The sequence below is a fragment of the Pseudomonas sp. 11/12A genome (assembly GCF_000800055.1).
GTDB lineage: Bacteria > Pseudomonadota > Gammaproteobacteria > Pseudomonadales > Pseudomonadaceae > Aquipseudomonas > Aquipseudomonas mohnii.
In genome coordinates this window covers 3899030-3917494 of the sequence record NZ_JUGV01000001.1, presented here as the reverse complement: position 1 = coordinate 3917494, position 18465 = coordinate 3899030, and the positions used below count along the sequence as shown (strand labels likewise).

General features: G+C 58.3%; 16 protein-coding genes. 9 read left to right on the top strand and 7 right to left on the bottom strand.

Going from position 1 to position 18465, the window contains the following annotated elements:
• Positions 1-49: 49 nt before the first annotated feature.
• The 4 genes from GQ39_RS17990 to GQ39_RS17975 all read right to left on the bottom strand — a co-directional run bounded on the left by GQ39_RS17990 (position 50) and on the right by GQ39_RS17975 (position 4733).
• Complete coding sequence (locus GQ39_RS17990; protein WP_047532250.1) at positions 50-454, bottom strand: META domain-containing protein; 405 nt, start codon at positions 452-454, stop codon at positions 50-52.
• Positions 454-888, bottom strand: a complete 435-nt coding sequence (locus tag GQ39_RS17985) for a hypothetical protein (RefSeq protein WP_047532249.1) — start codon at positions 886-888, stop codon at positions 454-456. Before GQ39_RS17985 ends, GQ39_RS17990 begins: the two co-directional genes overlap by 1 nt.
• Positions 889-965: 77 nt before the next feature.
• Positions 966-1958, bottom strand: a complete 993-nt coding sequence (locus tag GQ39_RS17980; protein ID WP_047532247.1) for a 2-hydroxyacid dehydrogenase — start codon at positions 1956-1958, stop codon at positions 966-968.
• A gap of 21 nt (positions 1959-1979) precedes the next feature.
• On the bottom strand, positions 1980-4733 hold the full coding sequence (locus GQ39_RS17975; protein WP_047532245.1) for a response regulator: 2754 nt from the start codon (positions 4731-4733) through the stop codon (positions 1980-1982).
• Positions 4734-4948: 215 nt separating this feature from the next.
• On the opposite strand from GQ39_RS17975, the gene GQ39_RS17970 reads away from it, so the two are divergent.
• The 9 genes from GQ39_RS17970 (at position 4949) to GQ39_RS17930 (ending at position 15826) form a co-directional block, all read left to right on the top strand.
• Complete coding sequence (locus tag GQ39_RS17970) at positions 4949-5668, top strand: response regulator transcription factor (RefSeq protein WP_047532243.1); 720 nt, start codon at positions 4949-4951, stop codon at positions 5666-5668.
• On the top strand, positions 5658-7016 hold the full coding sequence (locus GQ39_RS17965; protein WP_047532242.1) for a sensor histidine kinase: 1359 nt from the start codon (positions 5658-5660) through the stop codon (positions 7014-7016). The genes GQ39_RS17970 and GQ39_RS17965 overlap by 11 nt, the downstream gene beginning before the upstream one ends.
• A gap of 167 nt (positions 7017-7183) precedes the next feature.
• Positions 7184-7705, top strand: coding sequence for a hypothetical protein (locus GQ39_RS17960; protein ID WP_047532240.1), 522 nt, complete (start codon positions 7184-7186; stop codon positions 7703-7705).
• Positions 7706-8478: 773 nt separating this feature from the next.
• Positions 8479-9381 carry a cysteine synthase CysM gene (gene cysM, locus GQ39_RS17955; RefSeq protein WP_047532238.1) on the top strand — a complete coding sequence of 301 codons (903 nt, stop codon included), beginning with the start codon at positions 8479-8481 and terminating at the stop codon, positions 9379-9381.
• Positions 9381-10733, top strand: coding sequence for a 23S rRNA (uracil(1939)-C(5))-methyltransferase RlmD (gene rlmD / locus GQ39_RS17950; RefSeq protein ID WP_047532236.1), 1353 nt, complete (start codon positions 9381-9383; stop codon positions 10731-10733). The genes cysM and rlmD overlap by 1 nt, the downstream gene beginning before the upstream one ends.
• A gap of 122 nt (positions 10734-10855) precedes the next feature.
• Positions 10856-13099, top strand: coding sequence for a GTP diphosphokinase (gene relA / locus GQ39_RS17945; RefSeq protein ID WP_047532234.1), 2244 nt, complete (start codon positions 10856-10858; stop codon positions 13097-13099).
• A gap of 138 nt (positions 13100-13237) precedes the next feature.
• Complete coding sequence (mazG, locus tag GQ39_RS17940) at positions 13238-14071, top strand: nucleoside triphosphate pyrophosphohydrolase (protein ID WP_047532232.1); 834 nt, start codon at positions 13238-13240, stop codon at positions 14069-14071.
• A 28-nt stretch (positions 14072-14099) separates the two neighbouring features.
• Positions 14100-14642 carry a DUF2058 domain-containing protein gene (locus GQ39_RS17935; protein WP_007988773.1) on the top strand — a complete coding sequence of 181 codons (543 nt, stop codon included), beginning with the start codon at positions 14100-14102 and terminating at the stop codon, positions 14640-14642.
• Between the two features lie 236 nt (positions 14643-14878).
• The gene (locus tag GQ39_RS17930) at positions 14879-15826 is read left to right on the top strand and encodes a hypothetical protein (RefSeq protein WP_047532227.1); all 948 of its coding nucleotides are present in this window, start codon (positions 14879-14881) and stop codon (positions 15824-15826) included.
• Between the two features lie 62 nt (positions 15827-15888).
• On the opposite strand, the gene GQ39_RS17925 is transcribed toward GQ39_RS17930, so the two are convergent.
• The 3 genes from GQ39_RS17925 to fabA all read right to left on the bottom strand — a co-directional run bounded on the left by GQ39_RS17925 (position 15889) and on the right by fabA (position 18223).
• Entirely contained in the window at positions 15889-16077 is a 189-nt protein-coding gene (locus GQ39_RS17925) for a hypothetical protein (protein ID WP_047532226.1), read from the bottom strand.
• Between the two features lie 398 nt (positions 16078-16475).
• Positions 16476-17696, bottom strand: a complete 1221-nt coding sequence (gene fabB, locus GQ39_RS17920; RefSeq protein ID WP_047532224.1) for a beta-ketoacyl-ACP synthase I — start codon at positions 17694-17696, stop codon at positions 16476-16478.
• 11 nt (positions 17697-17707) lie between these two features.
• Positions 17708-18223: a 3-hydroxyacyl-[acyl-carrier-protein] dehydratase FabA gene (gene fabA / locus GQ39_RS17915; protein ID WP_047532222.1), complete on the bottom strand. Its 516-nt coding sequence runs from the start codon at positions 18221-18223 to the stop codon at positions 17708-17710.
• Positions 18224-18465: the final 242 nt, after the last annotated feature.

Below are 18465 nucleotides of genomic sequence, written 5' to 3'. Positions count from 1 at the left end.
TCGCCGCACCCTCGCCACAGTCATTCACATGAGCGTGACAGGGTGCTGATCAACCTTCTTCAAGCCACCAGCGCAGCGGCTTGCCTTCAGCCGGCCAGAAGCGCATCTGGTCAATCGGCGAAACGTCCCAACGCTGTACATTCTCCAGCGCCTGGAGGAAACGTTTTTCTTGCTCCATCAGCGCCGGCGCGCAGAGTTTGCGGGTGCTGCCGACTTTGCCAAAACTGAGCTTGTCGCCTTCCAGCGTGTACGGCGCGAACCAGTGGTTGCAGCCGCCGCTACCGTAGGCCCGACCGTCGTCAGCGAGGGTGATGGTCAGGTGGCTGTAATCCATCAGGGGACGTTCACCGATCCACTCCAGGATGTAGCTACGATTTTGTTGCAATTGCACCGGCTCGGCGGCGCAGCCAAACAGGCTGGCACCGACCATCGCGGTCAGAGCGAGGCGTTTCATCACGCGGGCTCCTGGCATTTCGGGCACAGGTGTTTCTCGCCAACGGACTTCCAGCCCAGCTCGGCAATCCGTGCGGTGGCTGCAGGTTTTTCCGCTTTAGTGCCCAGTTTGGCGTCGACCGCGAACTCGAAACTCAATTCTTTGGCGCAGCTGTCACAGTTCACTTGCCAAGTGTGGATCGCCAATTCGCCGAACACCGGACCACTGGCCACCGCGACCCATTGGCCGGGCGGGTTGATCAGGTGGCGAACCGTTTCGACGGTCAGGCGCATGGACAAGTCCTTGGCGCCTTTGAGGGTCACGATCAGCACGTCGTTGTTACGAATCGAGCCGCCGTTGCCGGTGACTTGATAACGCCCCGGCACCAGGGCGCGGCATTCGGTGAGGGTGTGTTGCGGGTTCATCAGGTTGTAGCGGAAATCGTGTTCGACCATGGGTCCTCCAAATATGCGCGATATGCTAGCACGGGCATACGCGCAGCATGGCGCGGGCATATGACCTTCGATCAGGTTCAGTCGCCCTCGACCCGATTTTCGGGGTTGCCTGCCATCCATGCCGCGATGTTCTGCAGGGTGGTCGCGGCAATCGCTCCCAGGGCTTCGCGGGTCAGGAACGCCTGGTGCGCGGTCACGATCACGTTGGGGAACGTCAGCAGTCGCGCCAGCACATCGTCCTGCAATGGCAAATCGGAACGGTCTTCGAAGAACAGCTGCGCTTCCTCCTCATAGACATCCAGCCCCAGATAACCCAATTGACCATCCTTCAAGGCATCGATCAACGCAGGTGTATCCACCAGGCCACCGCGTCCGGTGTTGATCAGCATCGCGCCCGGCTGCATGTGCGCCAATGATTCGCGGTTGATCAAATGTTTGCTCTCTTTGTTGAGCGGGCAATGCAAGCTGATGATCTGCGACTCGGCCAGCAGTTGCGGCAAGCTCAGATAACGAGCGCCCAGTGCTTCGACTTCGGGGTTGGGAAAAGGGTCGTAGGCCAACAGCTTGCAACCGAAGCCGTTCATGATTCTGGCGAAGGTCGCGCCGATTTGCCCGGTGCCGACCACGCCGACAGTCTTGCCCACGAGGTCGAAGCCGGTCAGCCCGTGCAGGCTGAAATCGCCTTCGCGGGTGCGGTTGTAGGCGCGGTGCAAGCGGCGGTTGAGCGCCAATATCAGTGCCACCGCATGTTCGGCTACCGCGTGCGGTGAATAGGCCGGGACGCGCACAATCGCCAGTCCCAGGCGTTTCGCCGCCGCCAGGTCGACATGGTTGTAACCGGCCGAGCGCAGGGCGATCAGCCGGGTGCCGCCCGCAGCAAGGCGTTCGAGCACCGGGGCGCCGAGGTCATCATTGATGAAGGCGCAGACCACCTCGTGCTGCTCGGCCAATGCCACCGTATCGAGGCTCAGGCGTGCCGATTGAAAGTGCAGCTCGATATCGGCGGGCAGGTCTGCGGCGAGAAAACTGTCGCGGTCGTAGGTCTGGCTGCTGAAAAGAATCGTGCGCATGTTGTCCTCCTGGAAAGTGCATCAGGCGTTGATACGCGCCTGGACGGCCAGGCGATTGATCGCCCGGTCGAGTTCTTCGAGAGCGCCAAAGGCCCTCGGGTCCTGTTGCTTGAGCAGGGTTTCGCTGCGCTGGCAGGCGGCGCGCAGTTGTGGAACGCCGCAATAGCGGGTGGCGCCATGCAGACGATGGACCCGTTCGATCAGGGCATTGTGGTCGTGGCTTTCCTGAGCCTGACGGATCGCTTCACGGTCGGCTTCCAGCGAGGCCAACAGCATCGCCAGCATGTCCGCCGCCAGGTCGGCCTTGCCCGCCGCTAGGCGTAAACCCTCATCGTGATCGAGCACCTGCAACTCAAAGGCACTGCCGTGGCTGTCGCCCAAGCGCTCCGGATGCTGGTTGCGCAGCGCCAGGCCACTCCATTTCAGCACCACTTGCGCCAGTTGCCGCTCGCTGATCGGTTTGGTCAGGTAGTCGTCCATGCCGCTTTGCAGCAACGCCCGTTTTTCGTTGGCCATGGCATGGGCGGTGAGGGCGATGATGGGCAGTGGCGTGCAATGACGATCGCTCTCCCACTGACGGATCGCTTCGGTGCTCTGGCGCCCATCCATGCCGGGCATCTGCACGTCCATCAGCACCAGATCAAACGTCTCGCTCTGCACCGCCTTGATCGCGGCATAACCACTTTCCACCGCGAGCACCTTGGCGCCCATGTCTTCGAGCAGGGTTTGCACCAGCAGCAGATTGGCCGGGTTGTCGTCGACGCACAGCACCTTTGGCGCGCGGCTGGAAACCGGTTCTTCGGGTTCGCTGCGCAGTTGGCGCGGGTTGACCAGATCGGATAGCGCACGACGCAGTTTACGGGTGCAGGCCGGTTTGGCCTGCAGTTGACTGTGAGGGTTGGGTACCGAGAGATGGAACAGCGTCTGCTCAGTGGTCGGGCACAGCACCAGCACTTTGCAGCCCAGGTGCTCGAGGTCCCAGATGTATTGGTTCAGGCGTTCCGGCGGCATGTCATTGCTGGTGACACCCAATACCGCCAGATCGATCGCCTGTTCGGTCTGGTGAGCGCCGGTCACGCCGTTGGTCAGGCTTTCCAGGGTGTTGAACGGTGTGACGTCGAGTCCACAGTCTTCCAATTGGTGCTGCAACGCCTGGCGGGCCAGTTCGTGGTTTTCCAGTACCGCCACGCGTCGTCCCATCAGTGGTGGGCCGGGCAGGTCTTCGGCATCGTCGCGGGTCTTGGGCAAGCTGAGGCTGATCCAGAATTCCGACCCCTCTCCCGGCGTGCTGTCGACGCCGATTTCTCCGCCCATCTGTTCGATCAGGCGCTTGGAAATCACCAGCCCCAGACCGGTGCCACCCGGTTGCCGCGCCAGCGAATTGTCGGCCTGACTGAAGGCCTGGAACAACGCGCGTACGTCCTGGTTAGACAGACCGATGCCGGTGTCCTGAATACTGATGCGCAGTTGCACACTGTCTTCGTGTTCGTCTTCGAGCATGGCCCGGGCGACGATGGTGCCTTCGCGGGTGAACTTAATCGCGTTGCTCACGAGGTTGGTGAGGATCTGTTTGAGCCGCAGCGGATCGCCCACCAGCGACAGCGGTGTGTCGCGGTAGACCAGGCTCACCAGTTCCAGCTGCTTGGCGTGGGCGGCGGGGGCGAGGATGGTCAGGGTGTCCTGCAGCAGGTCGCGCAGGTTGAACGGAATATGGTCGAGCACCAGTTTGCCGGCCTCGATTTTCGAGAAGTCGAGAATCTCGTTGATGATCCCCAGCAGGTTGTCGGCTGATTTTTCGATGGTACCCAGGTAGTCGAGCTGGCGCGGGGTCAGTTCGCTTTTTTGCAGCAGATGAGTGAAACCGAGAATGCCGTTGAGCGGCGTACGAATTTCATGGCTCATGTTGGCCAGGAACTCGGATTTGATCCGGCTCGCCTCCAGCGCTTCCTTGCGCGCCAGATCGAGTTCGATGTTCTGGATTTCGATGGTTTCGAGGTTCTGACGCACGTCTTCAGTGGCCTGATCGATGCTGTGCTGCAATTCTTCCTGGGCATTTTGCAGGGTGCCAGCCATGCGGTTGATCCCTGACGCCAGCTCGTCCAGCTCCTGGCTGCCGAGGGGGGGCAGACGGGTTTCCAGATGCCCATCCTTGAGCTGAGCCACGGCTTGCTTGATCTGAGTCAGCGGTCGATTGATGGTGCGGCCCATGCGCAATGCCAGCAGCGCCGCGCCACTCAGGCCGGCCGCAATCATCAACAGGCTGGCAAACAAGCTGCGATAACCGCGCAGCAACATACCGTTGTGGGACAGTTCGAGCTCGACCCAGCCCAGCAGGCGGTCGGCTTCATCGGGAATCAGGTCGCCGGCCAGGTTGCGGTGCTTGCCGAATACCGGAAGCAGATAACGCGTTGCGTCGCTGCCACTGCGGCGCAGCATTTGCGAGCCATCACCCAGCGGTGCCGGGTTGAGCATGGTCGGGCCCGCGTGGGCCAATGGCGTGCGGTCCGGCGCGAGGAAGGTCACCGCACGCACGTCCGGTTGTTCCAGGGACTGCGTGGCGATGCGCTCAAGCAACTCACTGTTCTTGTGCCCCATGGCCGGAGCCACCAGCGGTGCCAGTTGCTCGGCGATCATTTCGCCGCGCTGCATGAGTTGGGTTTGCAGGTCGGATTGCTGCATCCAAGTAAAATAACCGCCCAGAACCAAGGCCATCAGGCTGGTCGGCAACAGGGTCAGCAACAGCACGCGGCCTTTAATTCCCAGTTTCTTGAGCACGCATCTCTCCTGCATCCCGCTATTTATAGAGCTGCACGTGCTTCCGGCACGTACCACTTGCGCAGTGTAGCGATTTGCAGGCGGGCAATCTTTGTAAAATTGATGTCGTCATTCGTCGGTCAGCCCGACACTTTTGCGTTGAGGACATGGCCTTGGGTTGCCGTCGTCGGCGCAATCTTGAATAATTATCAACTGAGAATTATTTGCAGATACTCATGACGCCCATTGCAGCTGGCTCCCCCCGCATCCTTTCCATTGAAGACGACCTCGTCCTTGGTGCTTATGTTCATGAGCATCTGGGCCGTAGCGGCTTTCAGGTGACTTGGTGCCAGAACGGCCAGGAAGGCCTGAACGCGGCCCGCGAGCAAGCGTTCGATGTGGTGCTGATGGATATTTTGCTGCCGGGGCTGGATGGATTGTCGGTGCTGACGCAACTGCGCCGGAGCCATTCCACTCCAGTGTTGTTGATGTCCGCGCTCGGCGCCGAGGCGGATCGGATCAGCGGCTTTCGTTTGGGTGCCGATGATTACTTGCCCAAACCCTTCAGCATGGTCGAGTTGCGGGTGCGAATCGAGGCGATCCTGCGCCGGGTCGCACTCGACCGTCGACCGATGCCGGAAGCGATTGCTTCTGCGGTGGACAGTCTGCGTTTCGATGATGAGCGCTTCGACGTTATTTATGGCGGGCAGGCTGCCGGCCTGACCCGTAGCGAATATCGGCTGCTGGAAACCCTGAATCGCAACGGCGACGAAGTGTTGAGCAAGGCTTTCCTTTATCAGCATGTGCTGCAACGCGGCTACGCAGCCCATGACCGTAGCCTGGACATGCACATCAGCCAGATTCGCCGCAAGCTCAAGGCCATCGATTACACCGAGCGGGAAGTGCGCACGGTCTGGGGCAAGGGTTACACCTTGAGTGTCAGCGATGACCTATAACTTGCCGGGCCGGCATTCGCTGTTCTGGAAACTGGCTTGCCTGTTAGTGGCGTTCTGTTTGCTGATGATCTGGTTGAGTTGGTCCTGGGGGCGCTATATGGAAGAGCAAAACCAGTATCTGTCAGATGAGGCTCGCAGCACCTTGAACCGCTATGCCTCCGAAGCCGAGCAGGCGTGGCAGCAGGGGCGGCAGGCGGGCGTCGATCGCTGGTTGAAAAGTATGCAACTGCAGGAGTCGGGCTGGGTTGGCGTCATCGATGGAGATTTGCAGTCGCTGAGCAGCCAGCCTCTGACCGACGAGGAAATCCAGCACCTGACCTTTCTGCGTCGTGTCGATTGGCCCATTCACCGCAAGGGCCTGCCGTGGCTGCGTCTGCCGTTTCCCGGCGATCCGTACGCCGGCAGCCTGGTCATCGAGTTGCCCCAGCGGTTCATGCCGGGGCGCTACAAAGTCTTCTGGCGTGTGATCACCAATGGGGTGATTCCGGGGCTGTTCACATTACTGCTGTGTGTCGGCCTTTACCGTCTGCTGGTGGTGCCGCTCAATCACCTGCGTGAGCAGGCCAATGCCTGGCGTGCGGACCAATTAAATGTGCGACTGTCGAGCAGCACCACCAATCGTGCGGATGAATTGGGCGAGCTGGGCAGGGCGTTCGATCACATGTCCGAGCGCCTGCAAAGCACGGTGGCTTTGCAACAGCAATTGCTGCGCGATCTGTCCCATGAATTGCGCACGCCATTGAGCCGCCTGCGCGTGGCCAGTGAAAGCGAACAAAGTCTGACGCAACTGCGCGAACGCATAGGACGCGAAGTCGACGGTATGCAACGCCTGGTCGAAGACACATTGCAATTGGCCTGGCTTGACACCGAGCGCACCCGACTGCCCGATGAAGCGATCCAGATTCAGGCGCTGTGGGAAATGCTCGCGGAAAACGCCTGCTATGAAAGTGGCTGGCCGGAAGCGCAGTTGCAATGTTCAGTGGATGAGTCCTGCTGGGTACGCGGCCATCTCAACACCTTGGCCCAGGCCCTGGAAAACATGCTGCGTAATGCGATTCGCCATTCACCTTCCAGTGGCATTGTCCGGCTTGCCGGGCAGCGTGAGGGTGACTATTGGCATCTGTGGCTGGAGGATCAGGGTAGCGGCGTGGCGGAAGCCGATCTGGAGCGGATCTTCCTGCCATTTACCCGCCTCGACGGCTCGCGGCCAGGGGATGGAGGTTTTGGGTTGGGATTGAGTATTGCGAGGAATGCGGTGCAACGTCAGGGAGGGAATCTTTGGGCGCAGAACACCAAGCATGGGTTGCGGATTAATATGCGGTTATTGGCTGATAAAACGCCAGTTTAATATGGCAAAAGCCGGATTGGGGCTGTGCTCATACAACTGACTCGGAAATATCCTACATTGCGAGAAGTGCTTGGTGTATGAGAGTTCTGAAATGAGAGAAGCGACCTCAAGGCTTTAATGTGACGGGCGATACCTACCTTGCAGATCAATATGAAGGAGGACCGCTAATGGATGTCATAATAAGAACACCCGCCCTATCAATGCAGGCTGATGCCTATGTCATCAAGAATCCTTACGAAACAAAAAATTCTCATACAATAACTAAAGCCTCTGATGCTGCTGATGTATTGAATTTGACAAGCGAGTCTGAAATAGAGGCGTTGAAAGAATTGATAAAGGGATGCGATTTTACGTCGATAAGTACCAACCAGCTCGCAAGGATTGGATCAAGGCTCAGTGAGCTTGATTTGATAGATGAACACGTGGCTTGCGCTTTTATATCGGGGAATATGGCGACTGATAAAAATGGTCATCAAACTGAGAAGGACGCCAAGTATAATGCTATTGCCATGTTTAACCAGATGCTGGGTGATAACAAGGCATACGCCCGCGAATGGCCTATGTATGCTCATCAGGAGTCATTCAAGATCGTGACGAGAATGCTGCTGGGCGCCAATCAGGCGATAAACGCACTCTCCTATTTTGCGAACTCATCCGGAAATGATCTGTTCATCAGCATTCAGGCTTGAGTAAGTCGGTACCCGGCAGTATTGATGGGTACCGACAAGCTATTGCTCATCGAGCATAGCGTGTGGTCCCGGAGTATTGTCTTTGTGTATTAAGCGTATTCTCGTGGCGTACCCTGTAAGTCCCCAGCGGGCCAAGTACTGAAGCAGTATTGCCACGGCCGCCGGCGACTTGAGTCCAGGTTGAACCAGTTTGTCTATCAATGTATAGCTTTGGGGCAGAGCCAGCGCCTGAGGCGGTAATAGTGGCGGAAATGTTGGCCTGCCGACATCCGTTTGCACTGGTAATCGTAAAAGGGCCTTGTGCTATAACGAACGAGTTGGCGGGTACAGACCCGTTGTAGGTATTAAGAATGCTAATACATACTGCTGAAGCTTGAGTGCTCGCCAACATCAGGCTGGCGAGGGAAAGCGAAAAAAGTGTTTTCATCTAAGTGCTCATTTGAAGTAGTTGCCAATGTGATGGGTGTCGCGAAACCGTATGAAGTGCATATTTCGCGTTACAAAAGACTATCCATGAAAAGCATTGCCAACTAGTTCATGCATGTCGTCATGAGTTGCAGGAAATTTCTGATGGAGTGAGTTTTTCGGTGATAGGGGTCGAGGGCGGATGATGGCTATTTAATGACATCCACCCTGTGCCTGTTCCCGTCAAAACGCGGGAGTCAAAATCATCCTTATACCCATAAGCCATAAGCACCACACTTTGCGTGATATGGCCTGACCCGGTTTGCCGGTATGATAGGCGCCCCCGCAGTCTGGATTGCGAATACGCCATGACCTTGCAGTACCCAACCATCGCCGATTGCGTCGGCAACACTCCGCTGGTCCGTTTGCAGCGCTTGCCCGGCACTACCAGCAACACCCTTTTGCTCAAGCTCGAAGGGAACAACCCGGCGGGTTCGGTCAAGGACCGTCCGGCGCTGTCGATGATCACTCGCGCCGAGCTGCGCGGGCAGATCCACGCCGGCGATACGCTGATCGAGGCGACCTCGGGTAATACCGGAATCGCGCTGGCCATGGCCGCCGCGATCAAGGGTTACAAGATGATCCTGATCATGCCGGACAACTCCAGCGCCGAACGCAAGGCGGCCATGACCGCCTACGGTGCCGAACTGATTCTGGTCAGTCAGGAAGAAGGCATGGAAGGCGCCCGCGACCTTGCCCAGCGCATGGAAGCCGAAGGCCGTGGCAAGGTGCTGGATCAGTTCGCCAACGGGGATAACCCTGAAGCGCACTACACCACCACCGGCCCGGAAATCTGGCGTCAGACCCAGGGCACCATCACCCATTTCGTCAGCTCCATGGGCACCACTGGCACGATCATGGGCGTCTCGCGCTATTTGAAAGAGCAGAGCGAGAGCGTGCAGATCATCGGCTTGCAGCCAATGGAAGGCTCGGCGATCCCGGGCATCCGTCGCTGGCCCCAGGAGTATCTGCCGAAGATCTACCAGGCCGATCGTGTGGACCGTATCGTCGACATGGCCCAAAGCGAAGCCGAAGACGTGACCCGTCGCCTGGCCCGCGAAGAAGGCATTTTCTGCGGCGTATCCTCGGGCGGTGCCGTGGCGGCAATGCTGCGTCTGTCCAAAGAAGTTGAAAACGCGGTGATCGTCGCGATCATCTGCGACCGTGGCGACCGTTACCTGTCGACCGGCATATTCGACGCGCCCAACTGATGGCCAAGCATGAGAGAGGCCTGCGCTTCCAGCCCACCGGCGGCAGCAAGGCCCCGCAAGTCCCGACCGGCAAAAAGCAGCGCCTGACCATCGAGCGCTTGGCCAATGACGGTCGCGGTATCGCGTTTTTCGAAGGCCGCACCTGGTTCGTCATCGGCGCGTTGGCCGGTGAAGAAATCGAGGCGCGCGTGCTCGGTGCCCACGGCAAAGTGGTCGAGGCACGCACCGAACGGGTGTTCAAGGCCAGCGAGCTGCGCCGCCCGATGCCGTGCGCCCATGCAGGGCGTTGCGGTGGCTGCAGCGTGCAGCATTTGCCACACAACGAACAACTTGCCCTGAAACAGCGCATGCTCGCCGAGCAATTGTCTAAGGTCGCTGGCGTCGAACCCGAAGAATGGGCGCCTCCTTTGAGCGGTCCGGAATTCGCTTATCGTCGCCGTGCCCGAGTGGCTGTGCGCTGGGACATGAAGGCGAAAAAACTCGAAGTGGGTTTCCGCGCCGCCGGCAGCCAGGACATCGTCGCCATCGATCAATGCCCGGTGCTGGTACAACCCTTGCAGCCCATCATGACCGGCTTGCCGGAAATGCTGCGGCGTTTGAGCAAACCCCAGGCGCTTGGCCATGTGGAGTTGTTCAGCGGTTCATCGCTGGCCGTGTTGCTGCGGCACATGGCGCCGTTGTCCGAAAGTGACATGACCATCCTCAAGGATTTCTGCGCGCTGCATGAAGCCCAGTTGTGGCTGCACGGTGACGGCGAGCCGCAACCGGTCGAGGCCGGCCAGTCGTTGGGCTATCGCCTGGAATCGTGGAATCTGGAGCTGGCCTATAGGCCCGGGGATTTCATTCAGGTCAACGCCGGAGTCAACGAAGCGATGGTTGCCCAGGCGCTGGAATGGTTGAAGCCGACAGCGGATGAACGGGTTCTCGACCTGTTCTGTGGCCTGGGCAACTTTGCCTTGCCGCTGGCGCAGTCCGTACGTGAAGTGGTGGCAGTGGAAGGTGTGCAGGTGATGGTCGAGCGGGCAGCCGCGAACGCCGTTAGCAATAATCTGCATAACGCGAAGTTTTTTCAGGCCGATTTATCCCAGCCTTTGACCGACGCCGAATGGGCCGCCGAAGGCTTTTGTGCGGTACTCTTGGACCCACCGCGTGACGGTGCTTTCGAGGTTGTGCGCAAGCTCAAATCTCTGGGCGCCGAACGGTTGGTGTATGTGTCTTGCAACCCGGCAACTCTGGCGCGCGACACGGTCGAATTGATCAAGCAGGGCTACCGGTTAAAACGTGCCGGGATTCTCGATATGTTTCCTCAGACGGCGCATGTCGAGGCCATGGCGTTATTTGAAGCGAGCTAGGATGCTCGTCTGGTCCGACTGGCCCGCCTGTGCAGCCGCGCACCAGCCCCGCGTGGGCTCACGGGCAACGAAGGTCAGCGATTTTGACGCATTGAATCTGCGTCGTAGGGAAGGTAAGCAAGATGGTACAGGTGAGAGCACACCAGCCGATCAACACCGACGGCAGTATCAATCTCGAGGCTTGGCTCGATCATGCGGTCAGTGTCGATCTGGCACTGGATCGCGAAGCCTTGAAAGAAGCCTGCGAGTACGCTCGCGAGGCCGAACAACAAGCCAATGCGGCGAAGAACCTGTGGTCGGAAGGAAACTCGAGTTTCCGCACCGGCCTTGAGATCGCCGAGATTCTCGCCGACCTCAAACTCGATCAGGATTCGCTGGTCGCCGCGGTCTTGTACCGTGGCGTACGCGAAGGCCAGATCCAATTGCCAGCGGTCAGCCAGCGCTTCGGTCCGGTGGTGGCCAAACTTATTGACGGCGTGCAACGCATGGCGGCGATCAGCGACAGCCTGAGCCCACGTAAATCCATGGTGATGGGCGCACAGGGCCAGGTGGAAAACCTGCGCAAAATGCTCGTGGCCATGGTCGATGACGTTCGCGTCGCGCTGATCAAACTGGCGGAACGTACCTGTGCGATTCGTGCGGTAAAAACCGCCGATGACGAGAAGCGCAACCGCGTGGCACGTGAAGTCTTCGACATCTACGCGCCGCTCGCCCACCGCCTGGGTATCGGTCATATCAAATGGGAACTGGAGGACTTGTCCTTCCGTTACCTCGAGCCCGATCAGTACAAGCAGATCGCCAAGCTGCTCCATGAGCGGCGCCTGGATCGCGAGCGCTTCATCAGCGATGTGATGAGCCAGTTGAAAAACGAATTGCAGGCCACCGGTGTCGAGGCCGACATCAGCGGTCGGGCCAAACACATCTATTCGATCTGGCGCAAAATGCAGCGCAAGGGTCTGGAATTCAGCCAGATCTACGATGTGCGCGCCGTTCGCGTGTTGGTCCCGGAAATGCGCGACTGCTACACCGCGCTGGGTATCGTCCACACCCTGTGGCGGCACATTCCGAAAGAGTTCGACGACTACATCGCCAACCCCAAGGAGAACGGGTACCGCTCGCTGCACACGGCGGTGATCGGCCCGGAAGGCAAGGTACTGGAAGTACAGATCCGCACCCACGCCATGCACGAAGAAGCCGAACTGGGTGTTTGCGCGCACTGGCGTTACAAAGGCACCGACGTCAAATCCGGCTCCAACCACTACGAAGAGAAGATTTCCTGGTTGCGTCAGGTGCTCGAGTGGCATGAAGAACTGGGCGACATCGGCGGCCTGGCGGAGCAGTTGCGGGTCGATATCGAACCCGATCGGGTCTACATCTTCACCCCTGACGGTCACGCCATCGACTTGCCGAAGGGCGCGACGCCGCTGGACTTCGCCTACCGCGTGCACACCGAGATCGGTCACAACTGCCGTGGCGCCAAGATCAACGGGCGCATCGTGCCGCTCAACTACAGCCTGCAAACCGGTGAGCAGGTCGAGATCATCACCAGCAAGCACGGAACTCCGAGCCGGGACTGGCTGAACCCGAACCTGGGTTACGTCACCACGTCACGGGCGCGGGCGAAGATCGTTCACTGGTTCAAATTGCAGGCGCGCGACCAGAACGTCGCCGCCGGCAAGACCCTGCTGGAGCGTGAACTCAATCGCCTCGGCCTGCCGCAGGTGGACTTCGACAAGCTGGCCGACAAGGCCAACATGAAGACTGCCGACGACATGTTCGCCGCTCTCGGCGCTGGCGATCTGCGCCTGGCGCAACTGGTCAACCTGGCGCAGCAACTGGTCGAGCCGGAGCGGGGCAACGAGCAGCTGGAACTGATTCCGCGCAAGGCCACCGGTTACAAGCCGGGCAAGCGCGGCGATATCCAGATCCAGGGCGTCGGCAACCTGATGACCCAGATGGCGGGTTGCTGCCAGCCGTTGCCGGGCGATGCGATCGTCGGTTACATCACCCAGGGCCGTGGCGTGAGCATTCACCGCCAGGACTGCGCCTCGGTGCTGCAACTGGCCGGGCGCGAGCCAGAGAGAATCATCCAGGTCAGCTGGGGGCCGGTGCCGGTGCTCACTTACCCGGTGGACATCGTCATTCGCGCTTACGACCGCTCCGGTCTGCTGCGTGACGTTTCGCAGGTGCTGCTCAACGAGCGCATCAACGTGCTGGCGGTCAACACACGCTCGAACAAAGAGGACAACACCGCACTGATGTCCCTGACCATCGAGATTCCGGGCCTGGATGCGCTGGGGCGGTTGCTGGGGCGGATTTCCCAGTTGCCGAACATTATTGAGACCCGGCGTAACCGTACGCCATAAAACGGGAGCGCTTCACTGTAGGAGCGAGCCTGCTCGCGATGGACGTTAACGATGACGCGTGCTGTCTGGATGAACGCACCGTCCTCTGATCCATCGCGAGCGGGCTCGCTCCAACAGGGAGCGGACAGAGATTGAACGATGTATTCACTCGAAGACCTGCTGCACCTCATGAACCGCCTGCGCGACCCGCAGTACGGTTGCCCGTGGGACATCAAGCAAACCTACGCCACCATCGTTCCACATACCCTTGAGGAAGCCTACGAGGTCGCCGACGCCATCGAGCGTGGTGATTTCGATCACCTGCAGGGAGAGTTGGGCGATCTGCTGTTCCAGGTGGTTTATTACAGCCAACTGGCCCGGGAAGAAGGGCGCTTCGAATTCGCCGGTGTGGTCGACAGCATTACCCGCAAGCTGATTCGCCGGCATCCACACGTGTTCCCCACCGGTGATCTGTATGCGCCGCTGGATGTCCCGCGCCTGAATGAAGAGCAGGTCAAACAGCGCTGGGAGGCCATCAAGGCTGAAGAGCGTGCGGAGAAATCTTTGGCGCCCGAACAGCTGTCCTTGCTCGACGATGTCCCGGCTGCACTGCCGGCATTGTCCCGTTCCGCCAAATTGCAGAAGCGAGCAGGGCAGGTCGGTTTCGACTGGCCGGATGCCTTGCCGGTGCTGGACAAAGTCCGTGAAGAGCTCGATGAAATCCTGGAGGCGATGGCTGACAATGACCCGGCAGCGATTGCCGATGAAGTCGGCGATCTGTTGTTTTCAGTGGTGAATCTGGCGCGCCATCTCAAGGTCGATCCGGAAACCGCACTGCGGAGCGCCAACGGCAAGTTCGAAAGACGTTTCCGTTTTATCGAACAGGCATTGCGCGACACCCATCGTCCCATGGAAGATTGCACCCTCGAAGAGTTGGACGCCCTGTGGGGTGAAGCCAAACGCCAGGAAAAGAATTTGCCCAACTGCGGTTGAGCAGTTGCCTAAGTGAGTAATAAGCACCATGAGCATTTCCCTTCGCGACCAGTTGCTCAAAGCAGGGCTGGTCAACCAGAAGCAAGCCAAGCAGGTCAGCAAGGACAAACAGAAGCAGCAGCGTCTTGCCCACAAGGGCCAGATTGAGCTCGACGATTCCCAGCAGCGCGCGGCACAGGAAGCCATGGCCGAGAAAGTCAAGCGCGACCAGGAGCTCAACCGTCAGCAGCAGGAAAAGGCCGAGGCCAAGGCCCGTGCCGCACAAGTCAAGCAATTGATCGAAGTCTCGCGCCTGCCGAAACTGACGACCGAGGATTACTACAACTTCGTCGACGACAAAAAGGTTAAGCGCATCTCCGTCAACACCCTGATGCGTAACAAACTCAGCAGCGGTTCGTTGGCCATCGTTCATCATGCCGGTGGTTATGAAGTGATTCCGCGCGAAGCGGCGCTGAAGATCCAGGAGCGCGACCCACAGCGCATCGTGCAGTTGAACGTGCAAACCGAAGAAGTCAGCGTTGAAGATGATCCGTACGCAGCGTACAAGATTCCTGATGATTTGATGTGGTAATCGATTCGTAGTTCTATTGGCTTTAAATGTTTGCTGGTAATTTGCGTCATTAATACATTGAGCCCGAAAGATTGTATCGATACGATCTTTCGGGTTTTCTTTTGCCCAAAAATAACCTTCGCTAAATGTCGTTCGTCGACGGCTCTCGGTTTGAGAACGCGACGGCAGTTATAGGTGTGGGCGTGCTGTGTGGAAGGGAACAAATGGAATGAACTAAAATAAACAAGGATTGATCAATGCAAGTCAGTATTGCTTCATTACGCCAGCCAACTTTTAAGTCGCAGTTCTCCAAGGCGCGAAAGCCTGGGCAGGTCATAGACGATTATCTGACCAGTGAACTAGACGCCCGGATTGAATATCTGCGACGCAAGATACGGATCGCCGCCAAGGCAGCCCGTGCAGATCATGCCGGCGCCGACTGGCTTTTCTTTACGTTACCGGAGTTTTTCTGGAACGTGCCATGGCACGAGGTTCGCAGCGAAGCAGAACTTCATCAGTTGAACTCGGCCTATCTGGACAAGATCCCTGAGTATGTCGTGTCATTAATGAAAGATCTGCCGGCTGAGCAATACGGCAAGATGGTTTTTCTGGGGGGGAGTTGTGCGACCCTCATCAAGGTCGGTGAGGGGGAGTCTGGTTACTACGAGGTCATTAATTATTTACTGGCGATGAGTAACAAAGAATATGAAGTTGACGTTCCTTTAATCTCGATGTGGCCAAAGCGTTATGTGTCAGGTATCGATTTCGGCAAAAATGTCGGGTCCAGGGACGGTTATTGGTTCTTTAAACTCTTCGATGAAGTCGTCGTCAGGGTAAAAGATGTCAGTAGCGTGCGAGCCGAGCATAGTTATTTTGGCGGGTATGAAGGCAAGTTCATTAATAGTCTGGTTCCAGGGTGCCCGTTCGGTATTAACCTGTGCCTGGATTACGCCGCGCTGAAAGGCGGGGAGCGCGAGAAAGAGATTGAACTGACAGGGGTGAAAATCGACTTTTTGATTGCCTGTGGCATGGATTTCGACTTCAACAAGCGTCACCCGTCCTCGGTCCAGTACTCGATCCGCAATGACGGCATGGGGGACGGAGAGTGCGAAGTGGTGAAGCTTGAGGGTGGTCGGATCGTCAGTATTGTCCCTTCGGTAGTCATTGACGACTCCCTTCATCTGTCGGTGCTTCACATTGAATGAGTCGTGTCAGCTGGTTGCAGCCTGCCCGGAAAGGGCAGGCTGCACGACGTTGGCGTCTGACTTCAACCGATTGCGAGCTCGCGTTTGCGCTCCAGCGATTCCAGTTCGGCTCTGTAGTTTTGTGCGTCGGTCTCGGAGTGGAACATCCCGACCAGCATGTCTTGTTGGTGTACATCCCACATCCGGATTCCGGCGGCTACGCCTTCGTGGGATTTATGTGAATCGTCGCGTTCAGTTACTTTGACAGTCATCTGCTAGCTCCAATCTCGGTTATCTGCAGCAAGGCGTGTGCAGGACTTTGTTATATATTTTGTTAGCTTGCTAAGTAAATGACAAAATTTGGTAACAGTCTTTTGCAAAATCAGACAAAGTCTCGCAGGCCTTGCAGTCTGCGACATTCAGCCGCAGCCCCTTGAGTTTCATGACAAAAGCTTCATGTTTGCCTTGAAGAAAAGCGCTGTTTAACGCTGGCCAAGATCCCCTGGGGGACCGAGCTCGCGGGTGTTGAGGGCGTGTCAGTCGACATCATTGTTGCGTGGCTAAACCGCATCGCCAGCAAGCTCGCTCCTGCAGGTGTTTACGTTTTCCAGGCAAAAAAAACGCCCCGAACCAGTCGGGGCGTTTTCGTATGCGTCGAAGCGACGGGGTATTACTTACCCTGCCAGCGCTTCAGTACCAGCGTGGCGTTGGTGCCACCGAAACCGAAGCTGTTGCTCATTACGGTGTTGACCGCGACATCTTCACGAGTTTTGGTCAGGACTGGCAGGTCAGCCACTTCCGGGTCCAGCTCGTCGATGTTGGCGGAACCCGCCATGAAGTTGCCTTCCATCATCAGCATGCAGTAGATCGCTTCGTGAACGCCGGCGGCGCCCAGGGAGTGACCTGACAGGCTCTTGGTAGAGCTGATGGCCGGCGCCTTGTCACCAAAGACTGCGCGCACACCTTTCATTTCCGCGACGTCGCCGACCGGAGTCGAGGTGCCGTGGGTGTTCAGGTAGTCGATCGGAGCATCAACGGTGGACATGGCCATCTGCATGCAGCGGATGGCGCCTTCGCCGCTTGGGGCGACCATGTCGTAGCCGTCGGAGGTCGCGCCGTAGCCAACGATTTCCGCGTAGATCTTCGCGCCACGGGCCAGAGCGTGTTCCAATTCCTCAACCACGACCATGCCGCCACCACCGGCGATCACGAAACCGTCACGGTCGGCGTCGTAGGCACGGGAGGCTTTTTCCGGGGTGTCGTTGCGCTTGCTGGACAGTGCGCCCATGGCGTCGAACAGGAACGACTGGCTCCAGTGTTCTTCTTCACCGCCGCCGGCGAATACGATGTCCTGCTTGCCCATCTGGATCTGTTCCATGGCGGTACCGATGCAGTGAGCACTAGTGGCGCAGGCGGAAGCGATGGAGTAGTTCAGGCCCTTGATCTTGAATGGCGTGGCCAGGCAAGCGGAAACGGTGCTGCTCATGGTCCGCGTTACGCGGTACGGGCCGACGCGCTTGACGCCTTTCTCGCGCAAAATGTCCAGCGCTTCCATCTGGTTCAGCGTGGAGGCGCCACCGGAACCGGCGATCAGCCCGGTACGCGGATTGGACACTTGCTCTTCGGTCAGGCCGGAGTCAGCGATGGCATCTTTCATGGCCAGGTAGGCGTAAGCCGCCGCGTGGCCGACGAAGCGATAGATCTTGCGATCGATCAGCTCTTCGAGGGGGAGGTCGATGGAGCCGGAAACCTGGCTACGCAGACCCATTTCAGCATATTCCGGGTTGAACCGGATGCCAGGGCGGCTTGCACGCAGGTTAGCGGAGACGGTCTCTTTGTCATTGCCCAGGCACGAAACAATGCCCAGACCAGTGATAACGACGCGGCGCATGCGGATAACCCTTAGAAGTTGTCAGTGGAGGTGAAAACGCCGACCCGGAGGCCTTCGGCGGTGTAGATCTCGCGACCGTCGACAGTGACCGAACCATCAGCGATGGCCAGGTTCAGCTTGCCCTTGAGCACGCGTTTGATATGGATGTTGTAGGTCACTTTCTTGGCGGTCGGCAGGACCTGGCCGAAGAATTTCACTTCGCCCGAACCCAGGGCGCGACCGCGGCCCGGCAGGCCTTGCCAGCCGAGGAAAAAGCCGACCAGTTGCCACATGGCGTCAAGGCCCAGGCAGCCTGGCATCACCGGATCACCTTCGAAGTGGCAGGCGAAAAACCACAGGTCCGGAGTGATATCCAGCTCGGCGACCAATTCACCTTTGCCGTACTTGCCACCCTCTTCGCTGATCAGGGTGATGCGATCAACCATCAGCATGTTGGGGGCGGGCAGTTGCGCGTTACCTGGGCCGAACAGCTCACCGCGACTGCAGCGCAGCAGGTCTTCCCGGGTAAAGGCTTTTTGTTTGGTCATGCGAGCTCCTCAATAGTCCCATGCGGCAGGTGGGGCAAATCTTCCCGGCCGATCGAAGCGTTCATGCCTCGAGCCGGCAGCCTACTCATAGACTATTGCGTTGTGGTGAAAGTCACAGCACCAAGGACATGAATGTACACTTGTGCACTGAAATTTTTATTCAAGCCCCTTTTCGGGCCTGTTCGGGTGCCTAAGACTGCCGCACTTTCGCGTTTCACGCCAGTCGCAGATGCTTCAAAGGC